Genomic DNA, 23,473 nt, shown 5'->3' on the forward strand with positions numbered 1-23,473 from the left:
AAATATGTCCAAAAAACTCATTCGTAAACTTCAGGTCGGATTTGGAATTTCTATGCTCATTTTATTACTAAGCTCTTCGGCTTCGTATATCAGTATCAGGGAGCAGATTAATAACCGTACCCAGGTCATTCATACCCAGCGCACCATCAGGTCGGCCAACCAGGTTTTGATGGATATGCAGAATGCTGAGACCGGCCTTAGAGGCTTTTTACTTACAGGTACTTATAGTTTTCTCGATCCTTACTATCAGAGCGTAAAGTTGCTTCCCCAATCAATTGAATATGCGCGCAGCCTGGTTACCGATAATGAATTGCAGACGAGGCGCATGGATAGTGTAAAGGTACTGGTAGATAGCAGCCTCCATTTAATGGAAGGTTTGATGGGGCTTAAAAATGCCGGCACCGTCATAAGAGTTGATCAGTTAGTGCAGGGAAAAAACATTATGGATGCCTGCAGGGCTCTGATAGGCCGGTTTACTGATGTAGAAACGGCGCTGCTGCAGGTTAGAAGTGAGAAAATGCATAACAGCTCCAATACTACCTCTATATTTATTGTTGCTGCCGCGTTAATATCCATTTTTATTACGCTATACTTTTATTTGCAGATACGTGAAGAGTTTAAGAAGCGCGAACAAATGCAGCAAGCCCTTAAACAAAAAGATGAGGACATATCAAAACGCCTGGCGATCATTCAGCATATTGCTCAGAAAATATCAGCCGGGGATTACTCGGTAAGAGCAAGCGACGCCGAACAGGATGACCTGGGCAGTATTGGCGCCTCGCTGAATGCAATGGCAGCATCGCTTGAAAAATCATTTAACGAGATCAATACTAACGAATGGAAACAGGCCGGCCTGGTAAACCTGAACGAGATAACAACAGGAAATAAATCGGAACAGGTTATTGCAAAGGATGCGCTTACTCACCTGGTTCAATACGGCGATTGTTTAAATGGGGCTATCTATCTCCTGGATACAGGCAGCCTTCACCTGCAAAGTGCCTACGGCCTCGAAGACTATATGAAGCAGCAATATGCACCGGGTGAGGGTATAGTGGGACAGGTGTTTAATGACAGGGCAGTACGCCAGTTAAACAACCTGTCTGAAACAGATTTTACAGTTACTGCTTCGGCCGGTGCTATAAAAGTACAAAACCTGTTGTGGTTGCCGCTTTTGGCCAAAGGCCAGTGTTTTGGCGTGATTGAATTGGGAGCCAGTCATTCATTTGGAGAAGCGGACCTTGATTTTTACCAGGAGGCGGCCCGCATTATTACCCTGGAAATACTGGCGGCCAAAGCCCGTAAACAGGTACAAACCCTGCTGGAAGAAACACAGGCCCAGTCAGAAGAGCTGCAAACCCAGCACTCAGAACTGGAAAACCTGAATACCGAGCTGGAAGCCCAAACGCAAAAACTGCAGGCATCAGAAGAAGAACTGCGTGTACAGCAGGAAGAACTGTTACAGTCGAACCAGGAGCTGGAAGAACGCTCAAGATTACTGGAAGAAAAGAACGAGCTGATTGCCAGCAGGAACCTGGAGGTGCAGAAAAAAGCAGAGGAGCTGGCTTTAAGCACCCGGTATAAATCGGAGTTCCTGGCTAATATGTCGCACGAACTGCGTACGCCGCTTAACTCTATTCTTTTGCTGTCGAGGCTGATGGTGGAAAACGGGGAAGATAACCTGAACGAAGACCAGGTTGAATCGGCCAGGGTGATACAAAGTTCCGGCACCAGCCTTTTGAGTTTAATAGATGAGATACTGGACCTCTCCAAAATAGAAGCCGGCAAAATGGAGCTTGAATTAAGCGCTGTTCATTTAAGCGTCCTGAAAAATGATCTGCAGAACATGTTTGCGCCTGTGGCAAAAGAAAAAGGATTAAATTTTTCTGTAAACCTGCATGCAGACGAATCCGGCAAAGATATCATCACCGATAAGCTGCGCCTGGAGCAGGTGATCCGCAACCTGCTGTCTAACGCCCTTAAGTTTACCACCCAGGGTTCGGTAAGTTTAACGATACAACCGGCAGCGGATAACAGCGACCATCTACAGTTCCTGGTTAAGGATACCGGTATTGGTATTAGCCCGGAAAACCAGAAAATTATATTTGAAGCCTTTCAACAGGCTGATGGCTCTACCCGCCGGAAGTTTGGTGGTACGGGCCTCGGGCTTTCGATCAGCCGCGAGCTGGCACGCTTACTGGGCGGCGAAATTACAGTAAGCAGCACATTAGGTGCGGGCAGCGAGTTTAGCTTTATTATTCCCCGATCCAAGCATGCGGCGCCTATAAAACCGGCACCCGAAAAAACTGTTGAAATTACTGTTAACGCCGTGGAAGAAGAACCGGTGCTGGTAAACAATAGTAACCTGGTAGTGGCCGAAATACCAGAAGAAGTAGCAGATGACCGGGCCGCAATAGGGCCTACAGACAAGGTAATACTGATTGTGGAAGACGATACCAACTTTGCAAAGGCATTACTAAAGTATACGCATCAGCGCGGCTATAAAGGAATTATTATTGTAAGAGGCGACCTGGCAGCACCGGCTGCCCTGCAATATAAGCCCGCGGCCATTTTGCTGGATATACAGTTACCGATAAAAGACGGCTGGCAGGTGATGGATGAGATCAAGAGCAATCCCAGAACGCGTCATATACCGGTACATATTATGTCATCGCTGGAGGTTAAAAAAGAAAGCCTGCTGAAGGGAGCTATTGACTTTATCAATAAACCTGTAGCACTGGAGCAGATCAGCAAGATCTTCCGGAAGATAGAAGATGCTTTAACCGGCCATCCTAAAAAAGTGCTGATCGTTGAAGAGAATCCCAAGCACGCCACTGCATTGTCTTATTTCCTCAGCAATTTTAATATTGTATCTGAAATAAAAGATAACGTAGATGACAGTATAGCAGCCCTGATGTCGGATAAAGTGAACTGCGTCATACTGGATATGGGGATACCCGACAAAACAGGATACGAAACCCTGGAGGCGATCAAACAAAAGCAGGGACTGGAAGATCTGCCCATTATTATTTTTACCGGTAAAAACCTGTCGCATGCAGAGGAGCTGAAAATAAAGCAATACGCAGATTCCATCGTTATTAAAACCGCGCATTCTTTCCAGCGTATATTGGATGAAGTAGGGTTGTTCCTGCATTTGGTGGAGGAACATCATCCGGCAACAGAAAAACGCAAGATCAATAAGCTGGGCTCATTAAACGAAGTTTTAAAAGATAAAACCGTACTGGTAGCCGACGATGATGTGCGAAATATCTTTTCACTAACCAAAACCCTGGAGCAATACCAGATGAAAGTGGTATCAACTATTGATGGTAAAGAAGCATTGATGCAATTGGAAGCACATCCGGAAACATCGATCATACTCATGGATATGATGATGCCTGAAATGGACGGTTATGAAACGATACAGCGTATCAGAAGCAAGCCCGGGTATGCAAAGCTGCCGATTATTGCAGTAACCGCTAAGGCCATGACGGGCGACCGGGAACGCTGTATAAGAGCAGGGGCTTCGGACTATATTTCGAAACCGGTAGATAAAGACCAGCTATTGTCATTATTAAGGGTTTGGCTTTACGAAAACTAAGATCAGGCATGGACAAGAAAGAAAAAACCATTCTCATAGTTGATGATGATAACCGTAATATTTTTGCCCTGGAGTTAACGCTGAAGGCAAGAAAATACCGTTATGTATCCTGCACCACCGCTGCCGAAGGACTTCAGATATTACGCACCAACAAAACTATTGGCCTGGTACTGATGGATATGATGATGGCCGAATTGGACGGTTATGAAACCATCCGTATTATACGTGCCTCTACCGAATACCCTGATGTTCCGGTTATTGCGGTAACCGCCAATGCCATGAGCGGTGACAGGGAAAAATGCCTGGAAGCGGGAGCTAACGGTTATATCTCCAAACCTATTAATGTGGACCAATTATTGGATATGATTGAAAAATGGTTATAGATGATAGAACCGGACATCATTAAGGACGAGGAAATGGAACTGCTGCTGCGGGATATTGCAGAACTCTATGATTACGATTTTACGCAATATACCCGGTCTTCTTTAAGAAGGCGGCTGAACCGCATTTGTATGCTGGACAAGTTTACGAGCTTTGCAGAACTGAGGTACAGGATTACCAGGGATGCCGCCTACCTGACACGTTTTATTGAAGAGGTTACTGTTAATGTCACCGAAATGTTTCGGGATCCGGGGTTTTATAAAACGCTGCGAGACGATATACTGCCCACCCTGGGAACCCACCCGTTTATAAGGGTATGGATAGCAGGTTGCTCTACTGGCGAAGAAGCTTACTCCGTAGCCATCTTGTTAAAAGAAGCAGGATTGTATCATAAGTCTTTAATTTATGCTACTGATATCAATCCGGGCGTTATAGAAAAGGCGTCCAGGGGTATTTTCCAGGCCGGGCCCATCAAGCAGTACTCTGAGAATTATATGTTATCTGGCGGTAAGCAGGATTTTTCTTCCTATTATATGTCGCGTTACGATGTGGTAAAGTTTGATGAAGCATTAAGCGAAAAGATGATCTTTTCAACGCATAACCTGGTGTCTGATTCTTCTTTCAACGAATTTCAACTGATTCTATGCAGGAATGTAATGATCTATTTTGATAAAAACCTGCAGGGTAAAGTACTGAAGCTTTTTGACGACAGCCTGCAATCTTTGGGTTGGCTGGCGCTGGGATCGAAGGAAACCCTGAGGCATTCTGCTATAGAACCCCGGTATAAGCAGTGGCAGGGAGAAAAAATATGGAGAAAAACAAGTTAATGTTGTAATGCACTGTGAACAAAGCATCAACAGAAATATTATTGATCGGTGGCTCCGCAGGCAGTATCAGCGTACTGCTGGAAATTGTTCCCCAGCTGGATAAGGAACTTTCATTCCCCATAATTATTATACTGCACAGGAAAGCTCACCCCGAAAGTAACCTGAGCGACCTGCTGAAATTTCACAGCAGCTTACCGGTAGCAGAGGTGGAGGACAAAACCTCATTGCGTGCAGGATGTCTCTACCTGGCACCGGCTGATTATCATCTTTTACTGGAAACCAAGTCGCTGGCAGCATTGGATAGCTCAGAAAAAGTAAACTACTCCCGTCCATCGATTGATGTAAGCTTCCGGTCGGCAGCAGTTTTATTTAAACAGCATACAGCGGCTTTATTATTATCGGGCGCCAATGCCGATGGAATGGAAGGGCTACTAACCATTGCACATTACGGGGGCACGGTATTGGTACAAGACCCTGCATCAGCCGAGTTTGGTTATATGCCCAGGCAAACACTTCTCAACCTGGATGCTGATGCTGTGTTGAAACCGGCGCAGATGGCTTCATTCATTAACATGCTCCATAAAAAAGAGCAACCGTAGTTGCTCTTGTAGTATTTATTTCAGTTCCCTGATCTTGATGTTGCGATAGCTGACTTCGTTACCATGATCTTGTAATAAGATGTGGCCCTTGTCGGCCTCACCAAAATTTTTCCAGTTTTTATACTTACTGATTTTAACCAGTTCCCTGAATTCAGGCGACTTGCGTTCGTACTCCAATACTTTTACCCCGTTTAACCAATGTTCTACATGGTTGTTAGGGTAAACAATTACTTTACCTGTATTCCATTCGCCTATAGCATGCGTTGCGCCTGCCTTCGACGAGGTTTTCAGATCATAAAGAGAAGCCAGTGTACGGTTACCGTCACGCCCCAGCTTGGCGTCCGGATGCACCGCATCATCGAGTATCTGGTATTCTAAGCCGATAGCCGACAAACCTGTTTGTTCTTTCAAAGTAACAAAATACTTTACGCCACTATTGGCGCCGCGGGTGAGTTTAAAGTCGAAGCTTAATTCAAAAGCACCATACTGATTCGTGGTTACAATATCACCGGCATTTTGCGATTCGGCTCCGTCAGATGATTGTATGGTTAAGATACCATTTTTAATAACCCAGCCTTTAGGGGAAGTAGGGAAGGTGCTGGCTTTTGCGCTTCTCCAGCCTTTGTTGGTTTTACCATCGAATAATAATTTCCACCCCTCTTTCTTTTCTTTAGATGTTAAGGTATTTACCTGTGCATTTAGAAAATTACCTGAACCTAGTAATAAAAGAGCCAGAGCTGATGTTGTACAAAATTTCCTGATTTTCATAATATTTGATCCTGTTATATGTATATTTTTTCGTGTTGTAAAATAAATGTGTCATTGTCTGTGATCGCAATTAGTATTTAAAAACTTTACCGTTCACCATTACTTCCTGCGCTTTCTCGTCAAAAGTGGCTTTGGAACCCGTATGTGCCGCAGCGGTGGTCATGATATTGGCAATGCTATGGCTGTAACCCGCTTCCACCGGGGCATTAGGCTGCTTCCTGCTGCGTATGCACTCCATCCAGTTACGAACGTGGTTAGAGGTAAGCACATCTCCGCCGGTATTGGCCGAAGCTACTACCTGCTCATTATTAGGCAGGCTGATTTTGGGCAGGAGGTTAGCCTTCATACCCATGGCTGCAGCCATCTTTTCGGTAAGACCACCCTGGGGCGATATTTTATTAGTGATCAGGTTTAACTCACCGCCATTAGAATAATAGATCTCCGCCGGACGCTCATCGCCGTTATGCATCCTGGATCCGAAAGTAACCTGGAAGCCTTTCGAAAGATCATCCAGCGGGCCGTAATCAAAAGCAGCCAGTAGGGTGTCCCAGTTTCTGCGACCATCCTTCCACTGGTAAATACCGCCGTTGGCTACTACGCTGCGCGGATGTTTTAAGCCGGTAAACCAATGCACGGTATCAATCTGGTGACTCATCCACTGACCAGGAAGACCGGAGGAGTAAGGCCAGAACAAACGATACTCAAGGTAGATACGCGGATCAAATTTTTCATAAGGGCGGTTCATGATAAAACGCTTCCAATCGGTATCGGCTTCTTTTAACTGCTTTACTACATCAGGACGACGCCAGCGCCCGGGCTGGTTCACATTCCAGGTTAACTCAACCATGGTAATAGGCCCAAACTGGCCCGATTGGATGAAATCGTTAGCAGCATGGTAATTGGTACCACTACGGCGCTGGGAACCGATCTGCACAATTTTGCCGGTTTCCTTAACGGCTTTCAAAGCAGCCCTGTTGTCTTCCATGGTTTCAGCAAAGGGCTTCTCCACGTAAGCATCGCAACCTGCTTTTACCGCTTCAATAGTGTGAAGCGCATGCTGAAAATCTGCAGTGCCTATAAATACCGCATCTACAGTTTTACTTGCATATAACTCTTCATTATTGCGATAGGCCTTCACATCGTTGCCCATTTTTTCCTTCCACATGGCAGCACCCTGCTCACGTCTCAGTTTCCATATATCGGAAACACCCACTACTTCAAAATTGAGCTCTTTATAATGGTTCATAAAGCAGGGCATGTGCGAAGAGCGATGGCGGTCAGAAAAACCAACCACACCAACACGCACCCTGTCGTTAGCACCGATAATACGGTTGTAACTTTTTGCGCTGAATACACTGTTGGACACTAACACCCCGGCGCCTGCTATGGAAGCCTGCCTGATAAAATTGCGACGCGAATTTTTCATTGAATTGATACTAGTTTGAGTGGTCAATAAGATGGCAATTGCTCTGCATTTACATTCATGGCATGCAAACAATTTGGGATGAAATTAGTAAAAACGGGGCAGGAAACCGATAAATGATCAATGATATTTTGGCTATCATAACTATATACATCTGAAAAACAACATTTTAAAACTAAAACAATACCCCTTTTTGGAACAAATACGCAAATGATTGAACATGGTATTTGTATTACCTATTGCTCTGATAGCTTACGTTACCATTAAACCGGCAATCTTCATAAGCCCTTGCTATTCCCGGGGTAATGAATTGAGGTATTCTATAGGAGACACTTTGAAATACTTCTGGAAATTTCTGCTGAAAAGACTTTGCGAACTATAACCGACCATCTTTGATATCTGGAACAGCGAAAATTCATTTTGCGCAATCAGGCCGGCTGCCGTTTTCAGCCGGGTAATATCGATCAGCTCTTTGGGAGAAAGAGAAGACAATGACTTTATCTTCCGGTAAAAAGTAGTGCGACTCATGAACATATGTTCCGCCAGGTCATCAATATCTATATTAGGATCCTTGATATTGGTTCTGATATAATCATCCAGCTTTTTTAAAAAGGCTTCATCAGTTTTGGAATGTGCCATTACACGCACATCTTCAAAGGGAGAGCTGGCAAAATGTTCCTTGATCTTTAAACGGTTTTTTAAAAGATTAGCAATCTGCACCTGTAAAAGCTCGGGTGAGAAAGGCTTTTGTATATAGGCATCAGCGCCCACTTCCAAACCCTCGATATGCGCCTTATGGGTATTTTTGGCAGTCAATAAAATGATCGGGATATGGCAGTATTCAACTTTTGATTTGATCAATCTGCAGAGATCAAAACCATCGATACCAGGCATCATTATATCAGATATAATTAAATGCACCGTTTCATTGTCAAGAATATTTTGTGCAACTTCTCCATTGGTCGCCAGGTGCAGGATATAGGTATCGCCTAATACCTGGGAAAGGAATTCCAATATGTCTTCGTTGTCATCTACAATAAGTATACTTTCTGTCATGTAACTACTTCTTTTTCCAGCTGCTTAATTTAAACTCAATTTTTTGTCGCAGCGGCAACTTCAGTTCGAAAATAATTAAATTGGTTTCACCCGATCGCAAACGAATACTACCGTAATGCAGGTCTGCCAGCGATTTAGCTAATGACAAACCAATACCTGTACCCGGCTTTTCATTACCACGCACCCGGAAAAAAGGTTCGAAGATGCGATCCCTGAACTCTTCGGGTATGCCTTTCCCGTCATTCATAAATTGAATAACAAAATAGTCGTCCGCTTCACCTACAGGATGCATCATCACTTTAGCCTGGCTACTGCCATACTTCAATGCGTTCGATAGCAGGTTGGATAAAATTTTAACCAGGGCTTCGATATCTACAAAAGCAACAACAGGCTCGGGCGGAAAGTTCGCCTCTAATTGAACCCCGTTCTTTATTGCTTCGGCCTTAAAGTTATTTATTTGTTCCGTTAACAAAGCCGAAATATCAGTTTTCACAAAACTCAATCCAAACTGGTCGGCCTCTGTTTTCCTGAAATCGAGCAACTGGTTGGTTAATTCGGCTAACCTGTGTGCATTGCGTTCTGCCAAAACAAGGCTCTTCTTGATTTCCGGCTGATCATCTACTTTTTTTACCACCCACTTAATAGGCCCCATGATTAATGTAAGTGGCGTTTGTATTTCATGCGCAATATTGGTAAAGAACTCAATCTTTGCCTGGTAAATTTCTTTTTCTTTTTCATGCTCAAACAGCATCAGCTTATTATGATTTTTTCGATCGAGGTAGTTCTGGTAGTATCGAATAGAGAAATATAAGATGGCTGTTAACAGTAAAGCGTAGAAAACGTAGGCCATATTGGTTTTCCAGAAAGGTGGAAGGATCTTAATAAAAATTTCATTTTCCTGGCCCACCCAATTGCCGGTATTGCTTTCGGCCTGAACAACGAAAGTGTAATTACCCGGTGCCAGGTCAGTAAAATAAGCATCCCGGTTAGTGTTCAGGTAGGTCCAGGCGTTATCCAGCCCCTCCATCCTGAATTTATAACGGGTAACATCGGGCGATGCATAGTTGAGTGCGGCGAACTCGATACTGAAATTATTCTGATCGTATGCAAGTACAACAGTATCAGTATATAAGATGGAGCGTGTTAATGGACTATTGGACTCATTAGGCACCAGTTCTTTGCTGTTAACCCGAAAGCCTGTTATATAAGTAGGAGGACTAGCATGTTTTTGACCAAGCTGTGCCGGATTAAAAGAGATCATACCTTTTACTGATCCGAAATACATAGTGCCATCCACATGCCTGTAGGCCGAATTATAATTAAACTGATCAGTGATCAACCCATTGGAGCGCGTATACATGCATACCTGCTCTGTCCGTTTGTCCAGGCATATCAATCCTTTTAGTGAGCTCACCCATAAACGTTTTGCATCATCTTCCAATATGCTAAATACTACATTACTGAGTAAGCCTTCTTTTACAGTAAACCTTTTAAAAGATTGATGGTCTTTGCTCAACCTGATCAAACCGCCTCCATTGGTGGCAAACCAAAGGGTGTGATCACTGTCTTCCATAATATTGTATACCGCAAACTCATCAACCATTTTATTTTTTACTTTATTGCCAAAACGGATATTGCCTTGCTTCCCGGTTTTGGGATTATAAAAGAAGGCCCCTTGCGATACGCTGCCCGTCCATATATTTCCCTGGCTGTCTTCTTTTATGTCAAAAGTGTACACATTAAAAGGTATTTGCGGTACGCTTTTAAAAGTTTTGAGTTTCCGGTCATAAGTAAAGAGACTTGAACCATGGTACGCGGTACCGATCAGCAAAGTGCTGTCTTTGGTGAGATAAATGCTGGAGACGAAATCACTGGTGGCATTGCCACTGTCTTTTACCTGGGGAAACCTTTCAGTAACCCTACCGGTTCGGATATCCATTATTTCCAGGCCGTGAAAAAACGGACCCGCAAACAACTGGTTGCCCCATGCCAGCAAGCCATGAATATTGGGGTAAGATATATCCCCTGGTTTACCGGTAGCTGTATAATTAATGAACCGGCCGGTAGCCGGATCGAATTGATTGATACCGGCATCTTCTGTACCTATCCAGAGATGGCCTTTGGCATCCGGCACGATCTCCCTTACCGCATCGCCCGAAATAGAGTTAACACCAGGCAGGGGGTAATATTTCTTAAACTTCGAGTTCTCTTTGGAATAATAGTTTAACCCTCCAAAATAAGTGCCCACCCACATGCCGTCCTGGTTATCCTTGCAAAAGGTATACACCGCATTGTCTGCAATAGAGTAGGAGTCGCCCGCTCTTTTGCGAAGATGTTCCGTTTTACCGGAAGCCATGTCATAGATATAGATACCCGACTCGGTCGCCACCCAGTATTGCTGCTCCGATCCCTTTATAATATCTCTTACATAAATGGATGCATATTTATTGGGAGTAAGGGGTAAAGATTTTACCTGTCCGGTTTTGATATTGTAAGTCTTTAAGCCCTGCTTAAAACAACCGATCATCAACTCGTTCGCGTTCATCGCATATATCTTACTTATGGAACGCAGATCCGGCGCCACTTCCTGGCCCACTATTCTTACATAACCGATTGTTTTTTCAGGCTGCCGGTATATGCCAATAGTACCATCATCGCTGCCCACCCAAAGGTTCATTTGCTGGTCGAGCGCAATACAGGATGCCTGTACCTTTAAGTCTGTCACTTTCTTTTGCACCGGATCATACTGATGAAGCCGGTACCCCGACAAAAACCATAACTTATCTTTATGATCTATCACCAGGTGGCTGATATAGCTTTGCGATGCCATCTCAAGCTCTGTAAAAACCTCCTGGTAGGGATCGTATTTAAAAATGCCTTTACCGGTACCTATCCATAGCATACCCTTGCTATCTTCAACAATAGTGGTTATAATATTATTGCCAATATTACCCAGCTTACTGTTCTTATTATTGAAGGATTTAAAAGTGTACCCGTCAAAACGGTTTAAGCCGCCGCCTCGTGTTCCCATCCAGATCAGACCTTTCCGATCCTGCAGGATAGTAATGACCGCATTATGTACCAGCCCATCATCAACCTGGTAATGTTTAAAATAATACTGCCCGTAACAGGATGAAGCGATAAGCTTTAGTAAGAAGAAGCCAACAAAAAAATAATAGAAACGGCGCATAATTCGTTGATCCAAATATATCAAATGGCCTTTATAAAAAAGGGACTGTCTGTCAGGCCTAAAGCTGGTCTGCATTAAATTTCATATTGTTATGCCTACAACAGCGGCGCTGCGGGTACCGATTTTTAAATTTGGCACAAAAAGACAAAACATTGAATAAAGTATTCTGCCCGGTTGATGCCATATAAGATGATGCAATTCAAATTTTTGCCTATGCTATAGCTCCTTTTGTTGGTCCTTTCGCGCCTGTGGGGCAGTCTACAGAGCGATCGCATCAATTCCTATTTGTTTGAAACAGAATATATCACTGCTACGCAGCTCCGGTAACTAATGAATTATTATGACCTCTAGTAATACGATGCCGCTATGCGGCAATGATCACAATAATCAAAGCACCGTAGCTGCGATATATTAGTAAAAGAATAGTTATAAAGGAGGTATCGCTGCATGGCGGTGATATATTATAACAAACCGGCATCAATTTTACTGAAATGCGTCCGACTGGTTTGTGAGACAAAAACCTCGACATAGCCCTGGCCAGTGTCCTCACTGGCTGGAAGGGGAGGGTAAACTACACGTAATAATAATTTTGATACCTGTTTATTATTAATGACTGATGCGTCCGCCGCCACGGGCAAACCGCTGCTATTTAGCAGATGCCTCCCCGTCCCTGCCCGTTCCGGTCAGGCGGGCGTACCGGCACGGGAGGTCATGACCTTAGCGAAAATTTGAATTACTCCCTATAAGATCATTTGGCAAGTATTGCCGGCAATTTGACTAATTTTGTTTGACCCTTTTGGTTTTGTTATCCCCATAATTAATGCGTACAAAAATGATCCTCACCATCATCATTCTGCTACTGGCCATTGCCGGCGGTTTTGCCTATTACCTGAGATCCAATGGTAATGTGAAAGAAAATGCCGGTTTAAAATCAGGCTCCATTCATCGTTTTAAAGTTGCGGCTTTAAACGGCTCTACCATAGATTTTGCAGATTTTAAAGGTAAAAAGATCATGGTAGTGAACACCGCTTCCAAATGTGGCCTGACACCGCAATATGAAGGGCTGGAAAGCCTGTATAAAAAATACGGTGACCGGTTGATCATCGTCGGCTTTCCCTCCAACGATTTCCTGTTTCAGGAGCCGGGCACCAATGCAGATATTGCGGAGTTTTGCCAGCGCAATTACGGTGTATCGTTTCCAATGGCTGCAAAAGTGGAAGTAAAAGGGAAGAACCAGGCCCCGGTTTACCAATGGTTGACGAACAAAAATCTGAATGGTGTAGAAAGCTCTGCCATTACCTGGAATTTTCAGAAATACCTGATAGATGAAACTGGTAAGCTGGTACAACATTTTTCTCCCAAAACAGATCCGGAAGATCCGGAGATTATTAAATGGATCGAGGCTGAGGATTAACCGCTGGTTCGCTGATCATTTAAAGCGCTGCGGACTCAGCTAAAAAATTACCGACGGTATTTGAACGTATGGGCAAGTATCGATAACTTCGGCACTTACCTGCTTTGTGTAAGCCTGTTGTTGCCCTTGCAGCAGCAATTTTAAATATTAAACAATGTTTGTCCAAAAATCAATTACCCTATTGACCACTTTTGCTTTAAGCATCACTTTTGTAAATGCACAATCTTCTTTAAACAAAATATGGGAAACCCCGCAATTACCGGTGCCTGAGTCTGTACTTTACAGCGAAAAAGAAGACCAGCTTTTCGTAAGCCTTATAGACGGTGAGGGAAATAAGAAAGATGGTAAAGGTGGCATCGCGATACTGGGTACAGACGGAAGCATCAAAAATAAAACCTGGGTGGAAGGATTACATGCGCCCAAAGGACTTGCCCGTTATAAAAATGTACTTTTTGTAGCCGATCTTACGGCATTGGTAAGTATCGATATCCCGAGCGGGAAAATTCTTAATAAACTGGAAATTGACAGCGCCGTTTTTTTAAATGATGTAACTGTAGATGCGAAAGGGGTGGTATTTATTTCAGATACCCGTACCAATAAGATTCACCGTATTAAAGATGGCAAACAGGAAGTGTATCTGCGGGATGTAAAGGGACCTAACGGGTTAAAATGGATCAATAAAAATCTCTACGTATTAGCCAGCACCGAGCTCATAAAGGTTGATGAAAAAAAACGTATAACCGTTTTGGCCAAAGGTTTGGAAAAGTCGGGGGACGGGCTGGAGCAGCTGGCCAATGGAGATTTCATCGCCACTTGCTGGCCAGGTATCATTTACCATATAAAAGCCAGCGGTGAACTACATAAGCTACAGGATGTACAGGGGCAAATGAATACGGCTGATCTGGGCTATAATGCTAAAGCGGGTATTATCTATATTCCAACTTTTAATCAAAACAGTGTTATTGCTTATAAGCTGTCAATTAAATAATGTAATTGCTTACTGTAAAAGTACTAGTTAGCTTTATCAAACTTGCAGCCACACCAAAAGACAAAAGATTGCCGGGCATGTACCGGTTTTTCTTTGTGTACACCTCTCATATACTGAAAAAAGAAAATCCCGTGTGGAAACACAGGATTTTAAACCAAAACTAACTGCTTATGAGAAAAATTTAAATGTCGTGTCTTTATGACACAAATATAGCAACAATGTTTAAACGTTTAAACAGATTAACAGGTTTTTAACGATTCGTGGTGACGCCTAAAATGTGCAATCGATAGCACAATAAGGTCTACAGGTTTTGCCCTAATTTAGGGATGTTGGAGGTAAATGGGAATGAGGCCCTAAACTAAATTCCTTAAAACCAATGCTTAGCCAAAGCAAGCATTAAAGGGAGGGGCTGGTTATATGCGCCTGGATTGGGTTCACAGAATAAAAACCCAGATGATTTCTGACTAATCAAATACTATAGATTGCTATGCTAAAAACAAAGATGTTATTATTTTTTGGGCTGCTTTTCTTAAAAGGCTTTTCGCAGGATGTAAGTCTTGAACTGCAAAAAGCGCCCAAACTGAGTGAAGCTCAGCGCGCTCAAATGTGGAAGAACGTTCCAAAAGACGTGAACGTTCAATTTGCTTCTTCAGGAACACGCTATGCGAGGGAGCTTCCTCCCCGGGAAACAAAAACGGATACCTGGGAGGTATCGGGATGGAAAAATGAAAAAGTACATACACAGATAATAGCCTATTCCAAAAAAGACTTAAAAGCCATAAATGTTGTTGCCGGCAATTTAAAAAGCAGCCGGGGCGATGTACTTAAAAAAGAACACATTTCGGTTGGCTTCGTACAATATGTAATGACGGATGAATTCCGGGATGGTTGTGGTCATCGCAAACCGGTTGATTTTGATTCTTCAATGGTAGCAGATATTATCAATACTGATCTTAAAGTAGTCGATATTCAAAAAAATACAACCCAGCCGGTTTGGCTCACCATACATATACCTGAAACACTTCCGGCCGGTAAATACTATGGTACAATAACTGTTAATGCCGGCATTGCCTATCCGTTGCAGGTAATATTGACAGTAGTTGACCGGACCCTGCCTGCTCCTAAAGACTGGAGGTTTCAATTAGACTACTGGCAACATCCGGCGGCCATAGCCAGAGTGCATGATGATAAGCTTTGGAGCAATGCACATTTTGAACGGATGCGCAAATACTATACAATGCTGGCCAATGCAGGCCAAAAGGTTATTACCGCCAGTATTGTAGATGAACCCTGGGGACATCAAACCTATGACGATTATCCGGGTTTGATACAGTGGACAAAGAAAAAAGACGGAACATGGAGCTATGATTATAGTTTATTTGATCAATACATCGACTTTGTAATGAGCTGCGGGATTAAAAACAGAATTAATTGTTACAGTATGGTGCCCTGGAAAATAGCTTTTAAATACTATGATGCGTCTTTGCAAAAAGATGCCTTCTTCACCGGGGCCATAGGAAGTCCGGAGTACAACGATTTCTGGAGAACGATGTTGATTGATTTTACCCGTCACTTAAAGAAAAAAGGCTGGTTCGGCATTACTACTATTGCAATGGATGAACGCCCCATGAAGGCCATGCAATCTGTTATTAGTTTGCTGAAAACTATTGATCCGGAATGGAAGATATCGCTGGCAGGAGAGTGGCATGCTGAAATTGAAAAGGATATTTATGACTATTGTGTAGCATCTAAATGCACCTTTCCTGATGCCATTTTGAAAGAACGTAAACAGGCAGGCAAAACCAGCACCTGGTACACCTGCTGCACTGAGAAGTACCCCAATATGTTTACCTTTTCGCCGCCTGACGAATCCGTTTGGGCAGGCTGGTATACAGCCGCGTCCCGCATGGACGGCTATCTTCGCTGGGCCTATAACAGCTGGACACGCTCTCCTTTAACCGACAGCCGGTTTATTACATGGCCTGCCGGCGACACTTACCAGGTTTACCCGGGACCTTTGTCCTCGGTTCGCTTTGAAAAACTGATCGAAGGTATCCAGGATTTTGAAAAAATAAATGCACTACGAAAATTATACGGGGAGAAAAATGAAACCATAAAATTAAAAGAACTGGAAGCTGCATTGCAAACTTTTACTATAGAGAAATTATCACAGCAGTCTGCACAGCAAATGGTAGAAAAGTATAAACATCTGTTGAACTAGTTCAATCACAGAAGAAGAGACCAAAGCCGGATCAGTCACATGGTCTGGCTTTTTATATTAGCAATTGTTACATGGCCGTTTTCGACACACATCAATTGTATTATTAATTTAATCTAAATCGTTAATAAGTTCTGAGTAACAGGGGAATTGACTAATTCTTTTGATTTGTATTTTGCTCTCCAATTTAAACGGAAGATGACCCTCGAGCAATTTACTAACGCAACTGAGATGAGTAAGATCAAGGCGATCTGGCGCGGCAAATTGATTGCTGAGCGTAAAGAAGAGCAGATCACGTATCGTCTTTTTAAGATTGATGAGTTTTTTGTAGAAGCCAAAATAAACCCGCTGCTGGGGTTTGCCAGGGATTTCCGGCCGATCGAAGATGAGCATAACGCAATGCGTCCTTATCTGCCCGAGCCGGCATCTCTTAATTATTCACTGTTTTAGATCTCACCGGGCGAATATCAAACACTTCAATTTTTATTGAAGTGTATAAGTTCTTAATAATTACAAACCAGGATAATAGCCTTGCTTCGTACATTGCTTTCAGGACCAAGCAGCCATGACAATCAAGAAATTTATAGAAGCCCCTGAAATAGCCAGGATCAAAGCCATTTGGAGAGGCAAGCTTATTGCCGAGCGTCATCAACAGGATATCACTTACCGCTTGTTTAAGGTCGATGATTTTTATGTTGAGGCAAGGATCAATCCGCTCAGTTTTACGCGTCATTTTACTGCCTATGCCACCCTTGAGGAAATCATGCCGCTCTATGCTGATGCGCCCTCAAATGATATTTGTACCATAAAAGTCTCTTAACGGCACCTTTACCAAATACAAGCCTGTTGTTTTTCAAATTTTCATACATTTATCCGAAATGTCGGAAATTTGATGGCATTTTGCATCGGTAGCGGCTTTCATCGCCCTTACCTTCTTAATATTGATATCTTTTACTATTATAACTATGAGCCTGGATCTAATGCTGGCAGATATATTTCCTTCAGACCGGATAAAAATGACCCTGATTGACCTGGTGGCTTACGCCTCAGACGCGGGCTTTTACAACCTGCGCCCGAGAGCTGTAGTGTTGCCGGTTTCGGAGGAGGAAGTGATTCGTTTATTTAAACTCGCCCATGAGCAAAATATACCGGTCGTGTTCAGAACCGGCGGTACCAGTCTTTCCGGGCAATCGGTAACCGATGGTATACTGGTAGACTTAAGTCAGTATTGGAGAAAAGCTGTGGTAGAAAATGAAGGTGCTTCTATCAGGGTGCAGCCTGGCGTAATTGGCGCTGTAGCGAACGTGTATTTAAAAAAATATGGCCGGAAGATCGGTCCGGATCCGGCCAGTATCAATGCTGCTATGGTGGGCGGTATCATCTCCAACAATGCAAGCGGTATGTGTTGCGGGGTATCCAATAATTCCTATCATACCGTTAAATACCTGCGCTTCACACTTCCCGATGGAAAAACTTACAGTACTGAAGTAAAGGAAGACTATGCACGTTTTTCGAAAGAATGTCCTGGGTTGTTTGCCCGGTTGGCTACTATACGGCAGCAGGTTTTAGGCGATGAGCAGATCTATAATAAGATCAGGAAAAAATACCGCACTAAAAATACAGTTGGTTATTCTGTTAATGCTTTTATTGATTATGCTGAACCCTTAGACATATTAGCACATTTGCTGGTAGGGGCCGAAGGTACCCTGGGTTTTATATCAGAAGCGGTGATGCAAACCGTGCCGGATTATCCCGAAAAAGCAACCGGTTTATTATACTTCCCCGATATATATACAGCCTGCCAGGCCATTGTTCCTATAAGTGAGACAGGTGCCGTTGCCATAGAGTTAATGGACCGGGCTTCTCTCAGGTCGGTAGAGCATGTGCCGGGCCTGCCCACTATTATTAAAGATTTACCCGATACTGCTGCAGCGCTTTTAGTTGAATACGGGGCTCCTTCCAAAGAGCATCTAAACGACAGCCTAGCCCGTTTTCAAGAACAGGCAGATGGGTTTTCGCTATTGGAACAACCGGCTTTTACCAGTATTCCGCAACAACAGGCGCTTTTATGGAAAGTGAGAAAAGGTATGTTCCCGTCGGTGGGAGCCGTAAGGAAAAGTGGTACTACAGTCATACTGGAAGATGTGGCCTTCCCTGTTGCGATGCTGGGAGATGCTATTGTTGATCTGCAGCAATTATTTCAAAAGTTTGATTACCACCAGGCCATTATATTCGGACATGCGAAGGATGGCAATATTCACTTCGTAGTTACGCAATCCTTTAACACTGAGGCCGAAGTATTACGCTATGAACAGTTTATGGCGGAACTGGTACACCTGGTGGTGAATAAATACGACGGAGCTTTAAAAGCTGAACATGGTACCGGCAGAAATATGGCCCCTTTTGTGGAAACCGAATGGGGTGGTGAGATCTATGAGATCATGAAGACAGTAAAAAATCTCGTTGATCCTTGTAATATTTTGAACCCCGGGGTGATCATCAACCCCGATCCGCAGGCGCATATCACCAATCTCAAAGAGTTGCCTTCGGTAGAAAGTGAAGTGGATAAATGCATTGAATGTGGTTTTTGTGAACACAAATGTCCCAGCAGGGACCTCACGTTAACACCCAGGCGACGTATAGTGGTGAGACGTGAGCTGGTTAAGTTAAAGCAGGAAGGAGACAACGATTACAAAAAGCTGTTAGACCAGTATCAATACCAGGGACTGGATACCTGTGCGGTCGATGGTTTATGCGCTACCGTTTGTCCGGTAGATATCAATACGGGCGACCTGGTGAAGCGGCTTCGGCGAGAGAATCATTCTTCCTGGAACAATAAGTTAGCGTTGATGACCAGTAAGAATTTTGGCGTTGTATTGAAAACGGTACAAACAGCCGTTCGTTTTGGAACAGCTGTCAACCATACCTTCGGTGCTAATACCATGACTAAAGCCACCAGGCTGATGAAGAAAGTAGCTCCCTCATTTCCTTTATGGTCTCCCCAGCTTACGGGTGCACGGTCAGCCAGGGCGGCAGATATATCAGGTATAGATGCCACCACCAAAGTAGTATATTTTGCCAGTTGCATTTCGAGGGTGATGGGCGATAAGCTGAATCCTAAAGCTGGTATGATGGAGCGGTTTATCAGTGTGTCGCATAAAGTGGGGGTTGGGGTAGTATTGGCTGGTAACAGCGGGAAAAACTGTTGTGGACAGATCTATTCTTCAAAAGGCTTCAGCGATGCATATACGCATATGGTCAATGCTACTATGGCTGAATTATGGAAACATACCAACGAGGGTGTATATCCCATTGTTTTAGATATCACTTCCTGCACTTATACCTTGTTAAATTGCAGGCCTGCCTTGTCCGAGGAAAACAGGAACAGGTTCGATAAAATGCGGATCATCGACAGCATCGACTACCTGTACGAGTACATTCTGCCCCGGGCCGGAAGCGTAAAACGAAAGAATCATATCGCACTCCACCCGGTTTGCTCTTCTTATAAAATACCGGGTTTGGATGATAAGTTTAGAAAAGTGGCTGAGTTCTTTTCTCATAAAGTAACGATTCCAATCTTCGCCGGATGTTGCGGAATGGCGGGAGACAGGGGCTTTCTATTTCCCGAACTAACAAAATCGGCCACTGCATTGGAGGCTGCGGATGTAGTAGATAAAAAACTGGACGGTTGCTATTCCTCGTCAAAAACATGTGAAATAGCCATGTCTGATAACACGGATAAGAACTATCAATCTATATTTAATCTGGCAGATGAATGTCTTTAAGATAATTAAATACAGTAACTTAAAATGTTTAAGTTAAATTAATATTGATTTAATTCTTTTAAAATTTATCACTGTTTGGATGCTACTTTATTTTTGGCTGACACTTGATATATAATGATCGATAAATCGTAAAAATATCTCAATATTAAAACAATATTATTTTATATAAATACTTGGTTTTTAAATAAATATATTTTTTATTTAAAATTTAAGTTTAATAATAAAGCCTGCATTCTGTAATTCGTTCAAAAGTCCATGTATACACCTCAAAAATGGTAGGATGACGATATGGGCGATGACTTGGATCACCCATATACAAAAATACCTTAACGGAACAAATTCATAAAAAAATCAATTATCGTAACCTGGGAAATCATATCGATATGATCAGCCAGACGTTAGTTTCCTTTGTGTACTATTAATCATATTTGCTCTTTCCGCGCTGTTAAAAAGGCAGAAGTTTTGTAGGAGTGATAACTATGTACACCGCAATATTTCCCTAAATAACCACCTGTTCATCTGCAAAAAGAGGTATGGCGCCGCGTGGAATTGTTACTTAACAGAATTGTATGCAACGAATTTGCCTGAACCAATATCTTTGAAAAAAATAATAATGAAACATCTTTTTATATCGATAGGATTGTTGATAGCAGCAGGAGCAGTTATTTCATGTAATAATCAGAAAAAAGTAGCGGCGACCTCCACTCAAACAGCGGAGCAAAAAGAAATCGAAATTACCGGAGCAATTGTAAAGATCGAAAATGGTAAGGACGGGTATATGGCAACTGTAAACGATAAAAATAATAAAAGCTACATCGTAACTATCAGTTTGGCAAACATGCAAAAATCAGGAAGCACATTTAAACGGTTCGAAACAGGCCAAAAAATAAAAGCAAAAGGAACCTTTTGGAAAGACGATGCCGGCAACACTTATATCACCGCCAAAAATGTAGAGGCGGTGCAGTAGAAGCACTTTAGCCTCTGCAACAACATACATCAAAATAATACACTCCGGAAAATACGATTCCTGTTTATGGGTCGTATTTTCCGATGCATCCATGATCATAGTATATCAAAAACCAACGCTCCCGGCGCATTTACCTGGCCTGTAAAAGCTGTGTGGCAAATGCGGCATGCTAAATATCTTTTATATACAGCGTAGCTCTATTGCCTTTGATCTGCCGATGGTAATTAAAGTAAACTTTATACCTCTTTGCAGACAGAGGACTTACTGGCTATACAGGCTATGCAAGCTTTAATAATATGGTTCTATCAATTGATTTTGTGTCAGATTTTCATGACCCATTTTTTTGACATGGCCTCATCCTGAAAAAAGCTAACAGTATTCTAGTCCTGCTACCGGTTTGCAAATGGTAAGCAGCATTTCTACAGTAAGGAGTTGTGCTTACAATGTTCTTGTTCACACACGAACTTCGAAAGCGGTTCATTACCCTGATGAAACTAATGATCCGTAGCCCTTGGTACAATTAGACAAAACAATGAACAATATAGTTCCCAGGTATTTAGTTTCTTCGTTTTAACAATAAATTATTGCTTTTGAAGGATTAAAATATTGTTTGCTGAATGAAATATTGTACTACAGCTTAGAGAAGATGACGAATTGCCCCGATGAATAGGAAATATATTCAAAACTGCATCTGTAAGTTACAAATTATATCAGTCAATTAAATGAGCGTTACCAGGTATCATGTGATAATGATAGGGTTGGTTACGACGAGTGGTGGATCTCTATGCCATTTTTGCTAAAACGATTTAGTTATTTATAAACACAAGACAACGCCAGTATGAAATTTGTACAAAAAAATGCTTGCTTTATCGCCCTGTTCATATTAGGAATAGGTTTTTTTTCTTCCTGTAACAACAAAGACATTATTGCAGGGAAGCGCGATCCAGGTAAGCCCACAGTTTTTTCCGATTTTTCGCCTAAGGAAGGGGCTATACGAACCCGCTTATACATTAGTGGTGACAACTTTGGCGATGATGTTTCAAAAATACATGTATACATCGGTGAACGCGAGCTGAAAGTAGTAGGTGTTAACGGCAAACAGATCTACTGCTGGGTTCCGGGTCAAACCTCTACAGGTAAAGTAAGGGTAGTTATAGATGAAGGCTCTGGAAAAACAGTGGATCATACCTTTGCAGACTCATTCAGCTACGTTAAAAGTACAAGTGTTGGTACCCTTGTGGGCAAGGTGGATGAGAATGGTAACTCGGGGATTATTGACGGAACCTTTGAGGAGGCCGGCTTTAACTATGCAGGCTGGATTACCTATGAACCAACTACCAACGTGGTGCTGGTGAGTGAGCTTGATCGCGCTGTAAGGCGGATAGACCTTGCTAACAGAATGGTATCAACTCTGATTACCAATGGTCAGGCCAGCTTCAATAAATTGCAAAATACTACGTTGAGTACTGACAGAGACACTTTATATTTGGTGGACGATAACGGAAATCGAAGCACCCCTAACAAAGTGGCCATAGCTTATACGCTTCGCTCAGAAAACTATAGACGAGTGCATCCCGTTCTTTATGATGTTGGAGCATTCGGTTTCGCGCAGCACCCTGTCGATCGCGGTTTATTTTACACAGTGACTAATGGAACACCCGTTAAAAAAGGAGTGCCTGATCCGGTAACCGGTGAGTTAGTTCCGAAAGAACTATATAGGATAGGCGGCAATATTAGCGGTACATTACTATTTTTTCACCCCTCTGGCAATTATGCCTATATCCAGGTGCAAAGCCGCATTTATAAAAGCATGTATAACTGGCAAAAACAGGAACTTGAACCAGCTATTATTTTCGCCGGTGGAGTTGCCGGCGATGTAGATGCAATAGGCACTTCAGCCAGAATAGAAAGAGCCTATCAAGGTGTGTTTGTGAAAAATCCGGATTATGCCGGGCAGGCAGATGAATACGACTTCTACTTCTGCGACCAGCATAATCATAGTATCCGCATATTGGCTCCTAATGGCATGGTTACTACTTTTGCCGGGAAAGGAAGTCCAACGCCTGACGGAAGCAAGCGCGGTTATATAGATGGCCACCCCAGGCTGGAAGCCCGTTTTGGCGAACCCTCTGGCATCGATTATGACGTGGAACATAAGATTTTCTACATTGCAGAACGTTTTAACAAACGGATACGTACCATAACCGTTGAATAATCACCCACTTATTACCATTTTTTAACCAATTGCTTTTGTGTCGA

Annotated in this window: 16 protein-coding genes; 12 read left to right on the forward strand and 4 right to left on the reverse strand. The window is 42.9% G+C overall.

Translation table 11 applies throughout. The annotated features are described in order from the left end of the window. Positions 1-4: 4 nt before the first annotated feature. The 4 genes from ACLOAU_RS16800 to ACLOAU_RS16815 are packed head-to-tail and all read left to right on the forward strand — an operon-like array spanning position 5 to position 5,405. The gene (locus ACLOAU_RS16800) at positions 5-3,598 is read left to right on the forward strand and encodes a response regulator (RefSeq protein ID WP_427863060.1); all 3,594 of its coding nucleotides are present in this window, start codon (positions 5-7) and stop codon (positions 3,596-3,598) included. An 8-nt stretch (positions 3,599-3,606) separates the two neighbouring features. Next, entirely contained in the window at positions 3,607-3,981 is a 375-nt protein-coding gene (locus ACLOAU_RS16805) for a response regulator (RefSeq protein WP_427863061.1), read from the forward strand. After that, positions 3,982-4,806, forward strand: coding sequence for a CheR family methyltransferase (locus ACLOAU_RS16810; RefSeq protein ID WP_427863062.1), 825 nt, complete (start codon positions 3,982-3,984; stop codon positions 4,804-4,806). 14 nt (positions 4,807-4,820) lie between these two features. Next, positions 4,821-5,405, forward strand: a complete 585-nt coding sequence (locus ACLOAU_RS16815; RefSeq protein WP_427863063.1) for a chemotaxis protein CheB — start codon at positions 4,821-4,823, stop codon at positions 5,403-5,405. 15 nt (positions 5,406-5,420) lie between these two features. Here ACLOAU_RS16815 and ACLOAU_RS16820 read toward each other — a convergent pair whose 3' ends face one another. From ACLOAU_RS16820 to ACLOAU_RS16835, 4 genes are all read right to left on the reverse strand, one after another. After that, positions 5,421-6,173 (reverse strand): 3-keto-disaccharide hydrolase, encoded by a 753-nt coding sequence (locus ACLOAU_RS16820; RefSeq protein WP_427863064.1) that lies wholly within the window; start codon positions 6,171-6,173, stop codon positions 5,421-5,423. 70 nt (positions 6,174-6,243) lie between these two features. Further along, the gene (locus ACLOAU_RS16825; RefSeq protein WP_427863065.1) at positions 6,244-7,599 is read right to left on the reverse strand and encodes a Gfo/Idh/MocA family protein; all 1,356 of its coding nucleotides are present in this window, start codon (positions 7,597-7,599) and stop codon (positions 6,244-6,246) included. A gap of 288 nt (positions 7,600-7,887) precedes the next feature. Continuing rightward, positions 7,888-8,652, reverse strand: coding sequence for a response regulator transcription factor (locus ACLOAU_RS16830; RefSeq protein ID WP_427863066.1), 765 nt, complete (start codon positions 8,650-8,652; stop codon positions 7,888-7,890). A gap of 4 nt (positions 8,653-8,656) precedes the next feature. Further along, a complete protein-coding gene (locus ACLOAU_RS16835; RefSeq protein WP_427863067.1) occupies positions 8,657-11,842 on the reverse strand; it encodes a ligand-binding sensor domain-containing protein in 3,186 nt (1,061 codons plus the stop codon). An 820-nt stretch (positions 11,843-12,662) separates the two neighbouring features. Here ACLOAU_RS16835 and ACLOAU_RS16840 point away from each other — a divergent pair. From ACLOAU_RS16840 to ACLOAU_RS16875, 8 genes are all read left to right on the forward strand, one after another. After that, positions 12,663-13,256 (forward strand): glutathione peroxidase, encoded by a 594-nt coding sequence (locus ACLOAU_RS16840; protein ID WP_427863068.1) that lies wholly within the window; start codon positions 12,663-12,665, stop codon positions 13,254-13,256. Positions 13,257-13,410: 154 nt separating this feature from the next. Continuing rightward, positions 13,411-14,244 carry an SMP-30/gluconolactonase/LRE family protein gene (locus tag ACLOAU_RS16845; RefSeq protein ID WP_427863069.1) on the forward strand — a complete coding sequence of 278 codons (834 nt, stop codon included), beginning with the start codon at positions 13,411-13,413 and terminating at the stop codon, positions 14,242-14,244. 502 nt (positions 14,245-14,746) lie between these two features. Further along, entirely contained in the window at positions 14,747-16,465 is a 1,719-nt protein-coding gene (locus tag ACLOAU_RS16850) for a DUF4091 domain-containing protein (RefSeq protein ID WP_427863070.1), read from the forward strand. Between the two features lie 195 nt (positions 16,466-16,660). Then, on the forward strand, positions 16,661-16,912 hold the full coding sequence (locus ACLOAU_RS16855; RefSeq protein WP_427863071.1) for a hypothetical protein: 252 nt from the start codon (positions 16,661-16,663) through the stop codon (positions 16,910-16,912). Positions 16,913-17,027: 115 nt separating this feature from the next. After that, positions 17,028-17,282 (forward strand): hypothetical protein, encoded by a 255-nt coding sequence (locus ACLOAU_RS16860; protein ID WP_427863072.1) that lies wholly within the window; start codon positions 17,028-17,030, stop codon positions 17,280-17,282. A 145-nt stretch (positions 17,283-17,427) separates the two neighbouring features. Continuing rightward, on the forward strand, positions 17,428-20,247 hold the full coding sequence (locus ACLOAU_RS16865; protein WP_427863073.1) for an FAD-binding and (Fe-S)-binding domain-containing protein: 2,820 nt from the start codon (positions 17,428-17,430) through the stop codon (positions 20,245-20,247). Between the two features lie 613 nt (positions 20,248-20,860). After that, a complete protein-coding gene (locus ACLOAU_RS16870; RefSeq protein ID WP_427863074.1) occupies positions 20,861-21,214 on the forward strand; it encodes a hypothetical protein in 354 nt (117 codons plus the stop codon). 838 nt (positions 21,215-22,052) lie between these two features. Beyond that, positions 22,053-23,429: an IPT/TIG domain-containing protein gene (locus ACLOAU_RS16875; RefSeq protein ID WP_427863075.1), complete on the forward strand. Its 1,377-nt coding sequence runs from the start codon at positions 22,053-22,055 to the stop codon at positions 23,427-23,429. Positions 23,430-23,473: the final 44 nt, after the last annotated feature.

It is taken from the genome of Paraniabella aurantiaca (genome assembly GCF_050309965.1).
GTDB lineage: Bacteria > Bacteroidota > Bacteroidia > Chitinophagales > Chitinophagaceae > Niabella.

What these genes read in the sequence shown, in the direction of transcription:
- ACLOAU_RS16845 (WP_427863069.1), top strand. Translation starts at nt 13,411, where the DNA reads ATGTTTGTCCAAAAATCAATTACCCTATTGACCACTTTTGCTTTAAGC.
- ACLOAU_RS16855 (WP_427863071.1), top strand. Translation starts at nt 16,661, where the DNA reads ATGACCCTCGAGCAATTTACTAACGCAACTGAGATGAGTAAGATCAAG.
- ACLOAU_RS16805 (WP_427863061.1), top strand. Translation starts at nt 3,607, where the DNA reads ATGGACAAGAAAGAAAAAACCATTCTCATAGTTGATGATGATAACCGT.
- ACLOAU_RS16825 (WP_427863065.1), bottom strand. Translation starts at nt 7,599, where the DNA reads ATGAAAAATTCGCGTCGCAATTTTATCAGGCAGGCTTCCATAGCAGGC.
- ACLOAU_RS16800 (WP_427863060.1), top strand. Translation starts at nt 5, where the DNA reads ATGTCCAAAAAACTCATTCGTAAACTTCAGGTCGGATTTGGAATTTCT.
- ACLOAU_RS16850 (WP_427863070.1), top strand. Translation starts at nt 14,747, where the DNA reads ATGTTATTATTTTTTGGGCTGCTTTTCTTAAAAGGCTTTTCGCAGGAT.
- ACLOAU_RS16875 (WP_427863075.1), top strand. Translation starts at nt 22,053, where the DNA reads ATGAAATTTGTACAAAAAAATGCTTGCTTTATCGCCCTGTTCATATTA.
- ACLOAU_RS16870 (WP_427863074.1), top strand. Translation starts at nt 20,861, where the DNA reads ATGAAACATCTTTTTATATCGATAGGATTGTTGATAGCAGCAGGAGCA.
- ACLOAU_RS16810 (WP_427863062.1), top strand. Translation starts at nt 3,982, where the DNA reads ATGATAGAACCGGACATCATTAAGGACGAGGAAATGGAACTGCTGCTG.
- ACLOAU_RS16860 (WP_427863072.1), top strand. Translation starts at nt 17,028, where the DNA reads ATGACAATCAAGAAATTTATAGAAGCCCCTGAAATAGCCAGGATCAAA.
- ACLOAU_RS16830 (WP_427863066.1), bottom strand. Translation starts at nt 8,652, where the DNA reads ATGACAGAAAGTATACTTATTGTAGATGACAACGAAGACATATTGGAA.
- ACLOAU_RS16835 (WP_427863067.1), bottom strand. Translation starts at nt 11,842, where the DNA reads ATGCGCCGTTTCTATTATTTTTTTGTTGGCTTCTTCTTACTAAAGCTT.
- ACLOAU_RS16820 (WP_427863064.1), bottom strand. Translation starts at nt 6,173, where the DNA reads ATGAAAATCAGGAAATTTTGTACAACATCAGCTCTGGCTCTTTTATTA.
- ACLOAU_RS16865 (WP_427863073.1), top strand. Translation starts at nt 17,428, where the DNA reads ATGAGCCTGGATCTAATGCTGGCAGATATATTTCCTTCAGACCGGATA.
- ACLOAU_RS16840 (WP_427863068.1), top strand. Translation starts at nt 12,663, where the DNA reads ATGCGTACAAAAATGATCCTCACCATCATCATTCTGCTACTGGCCATT.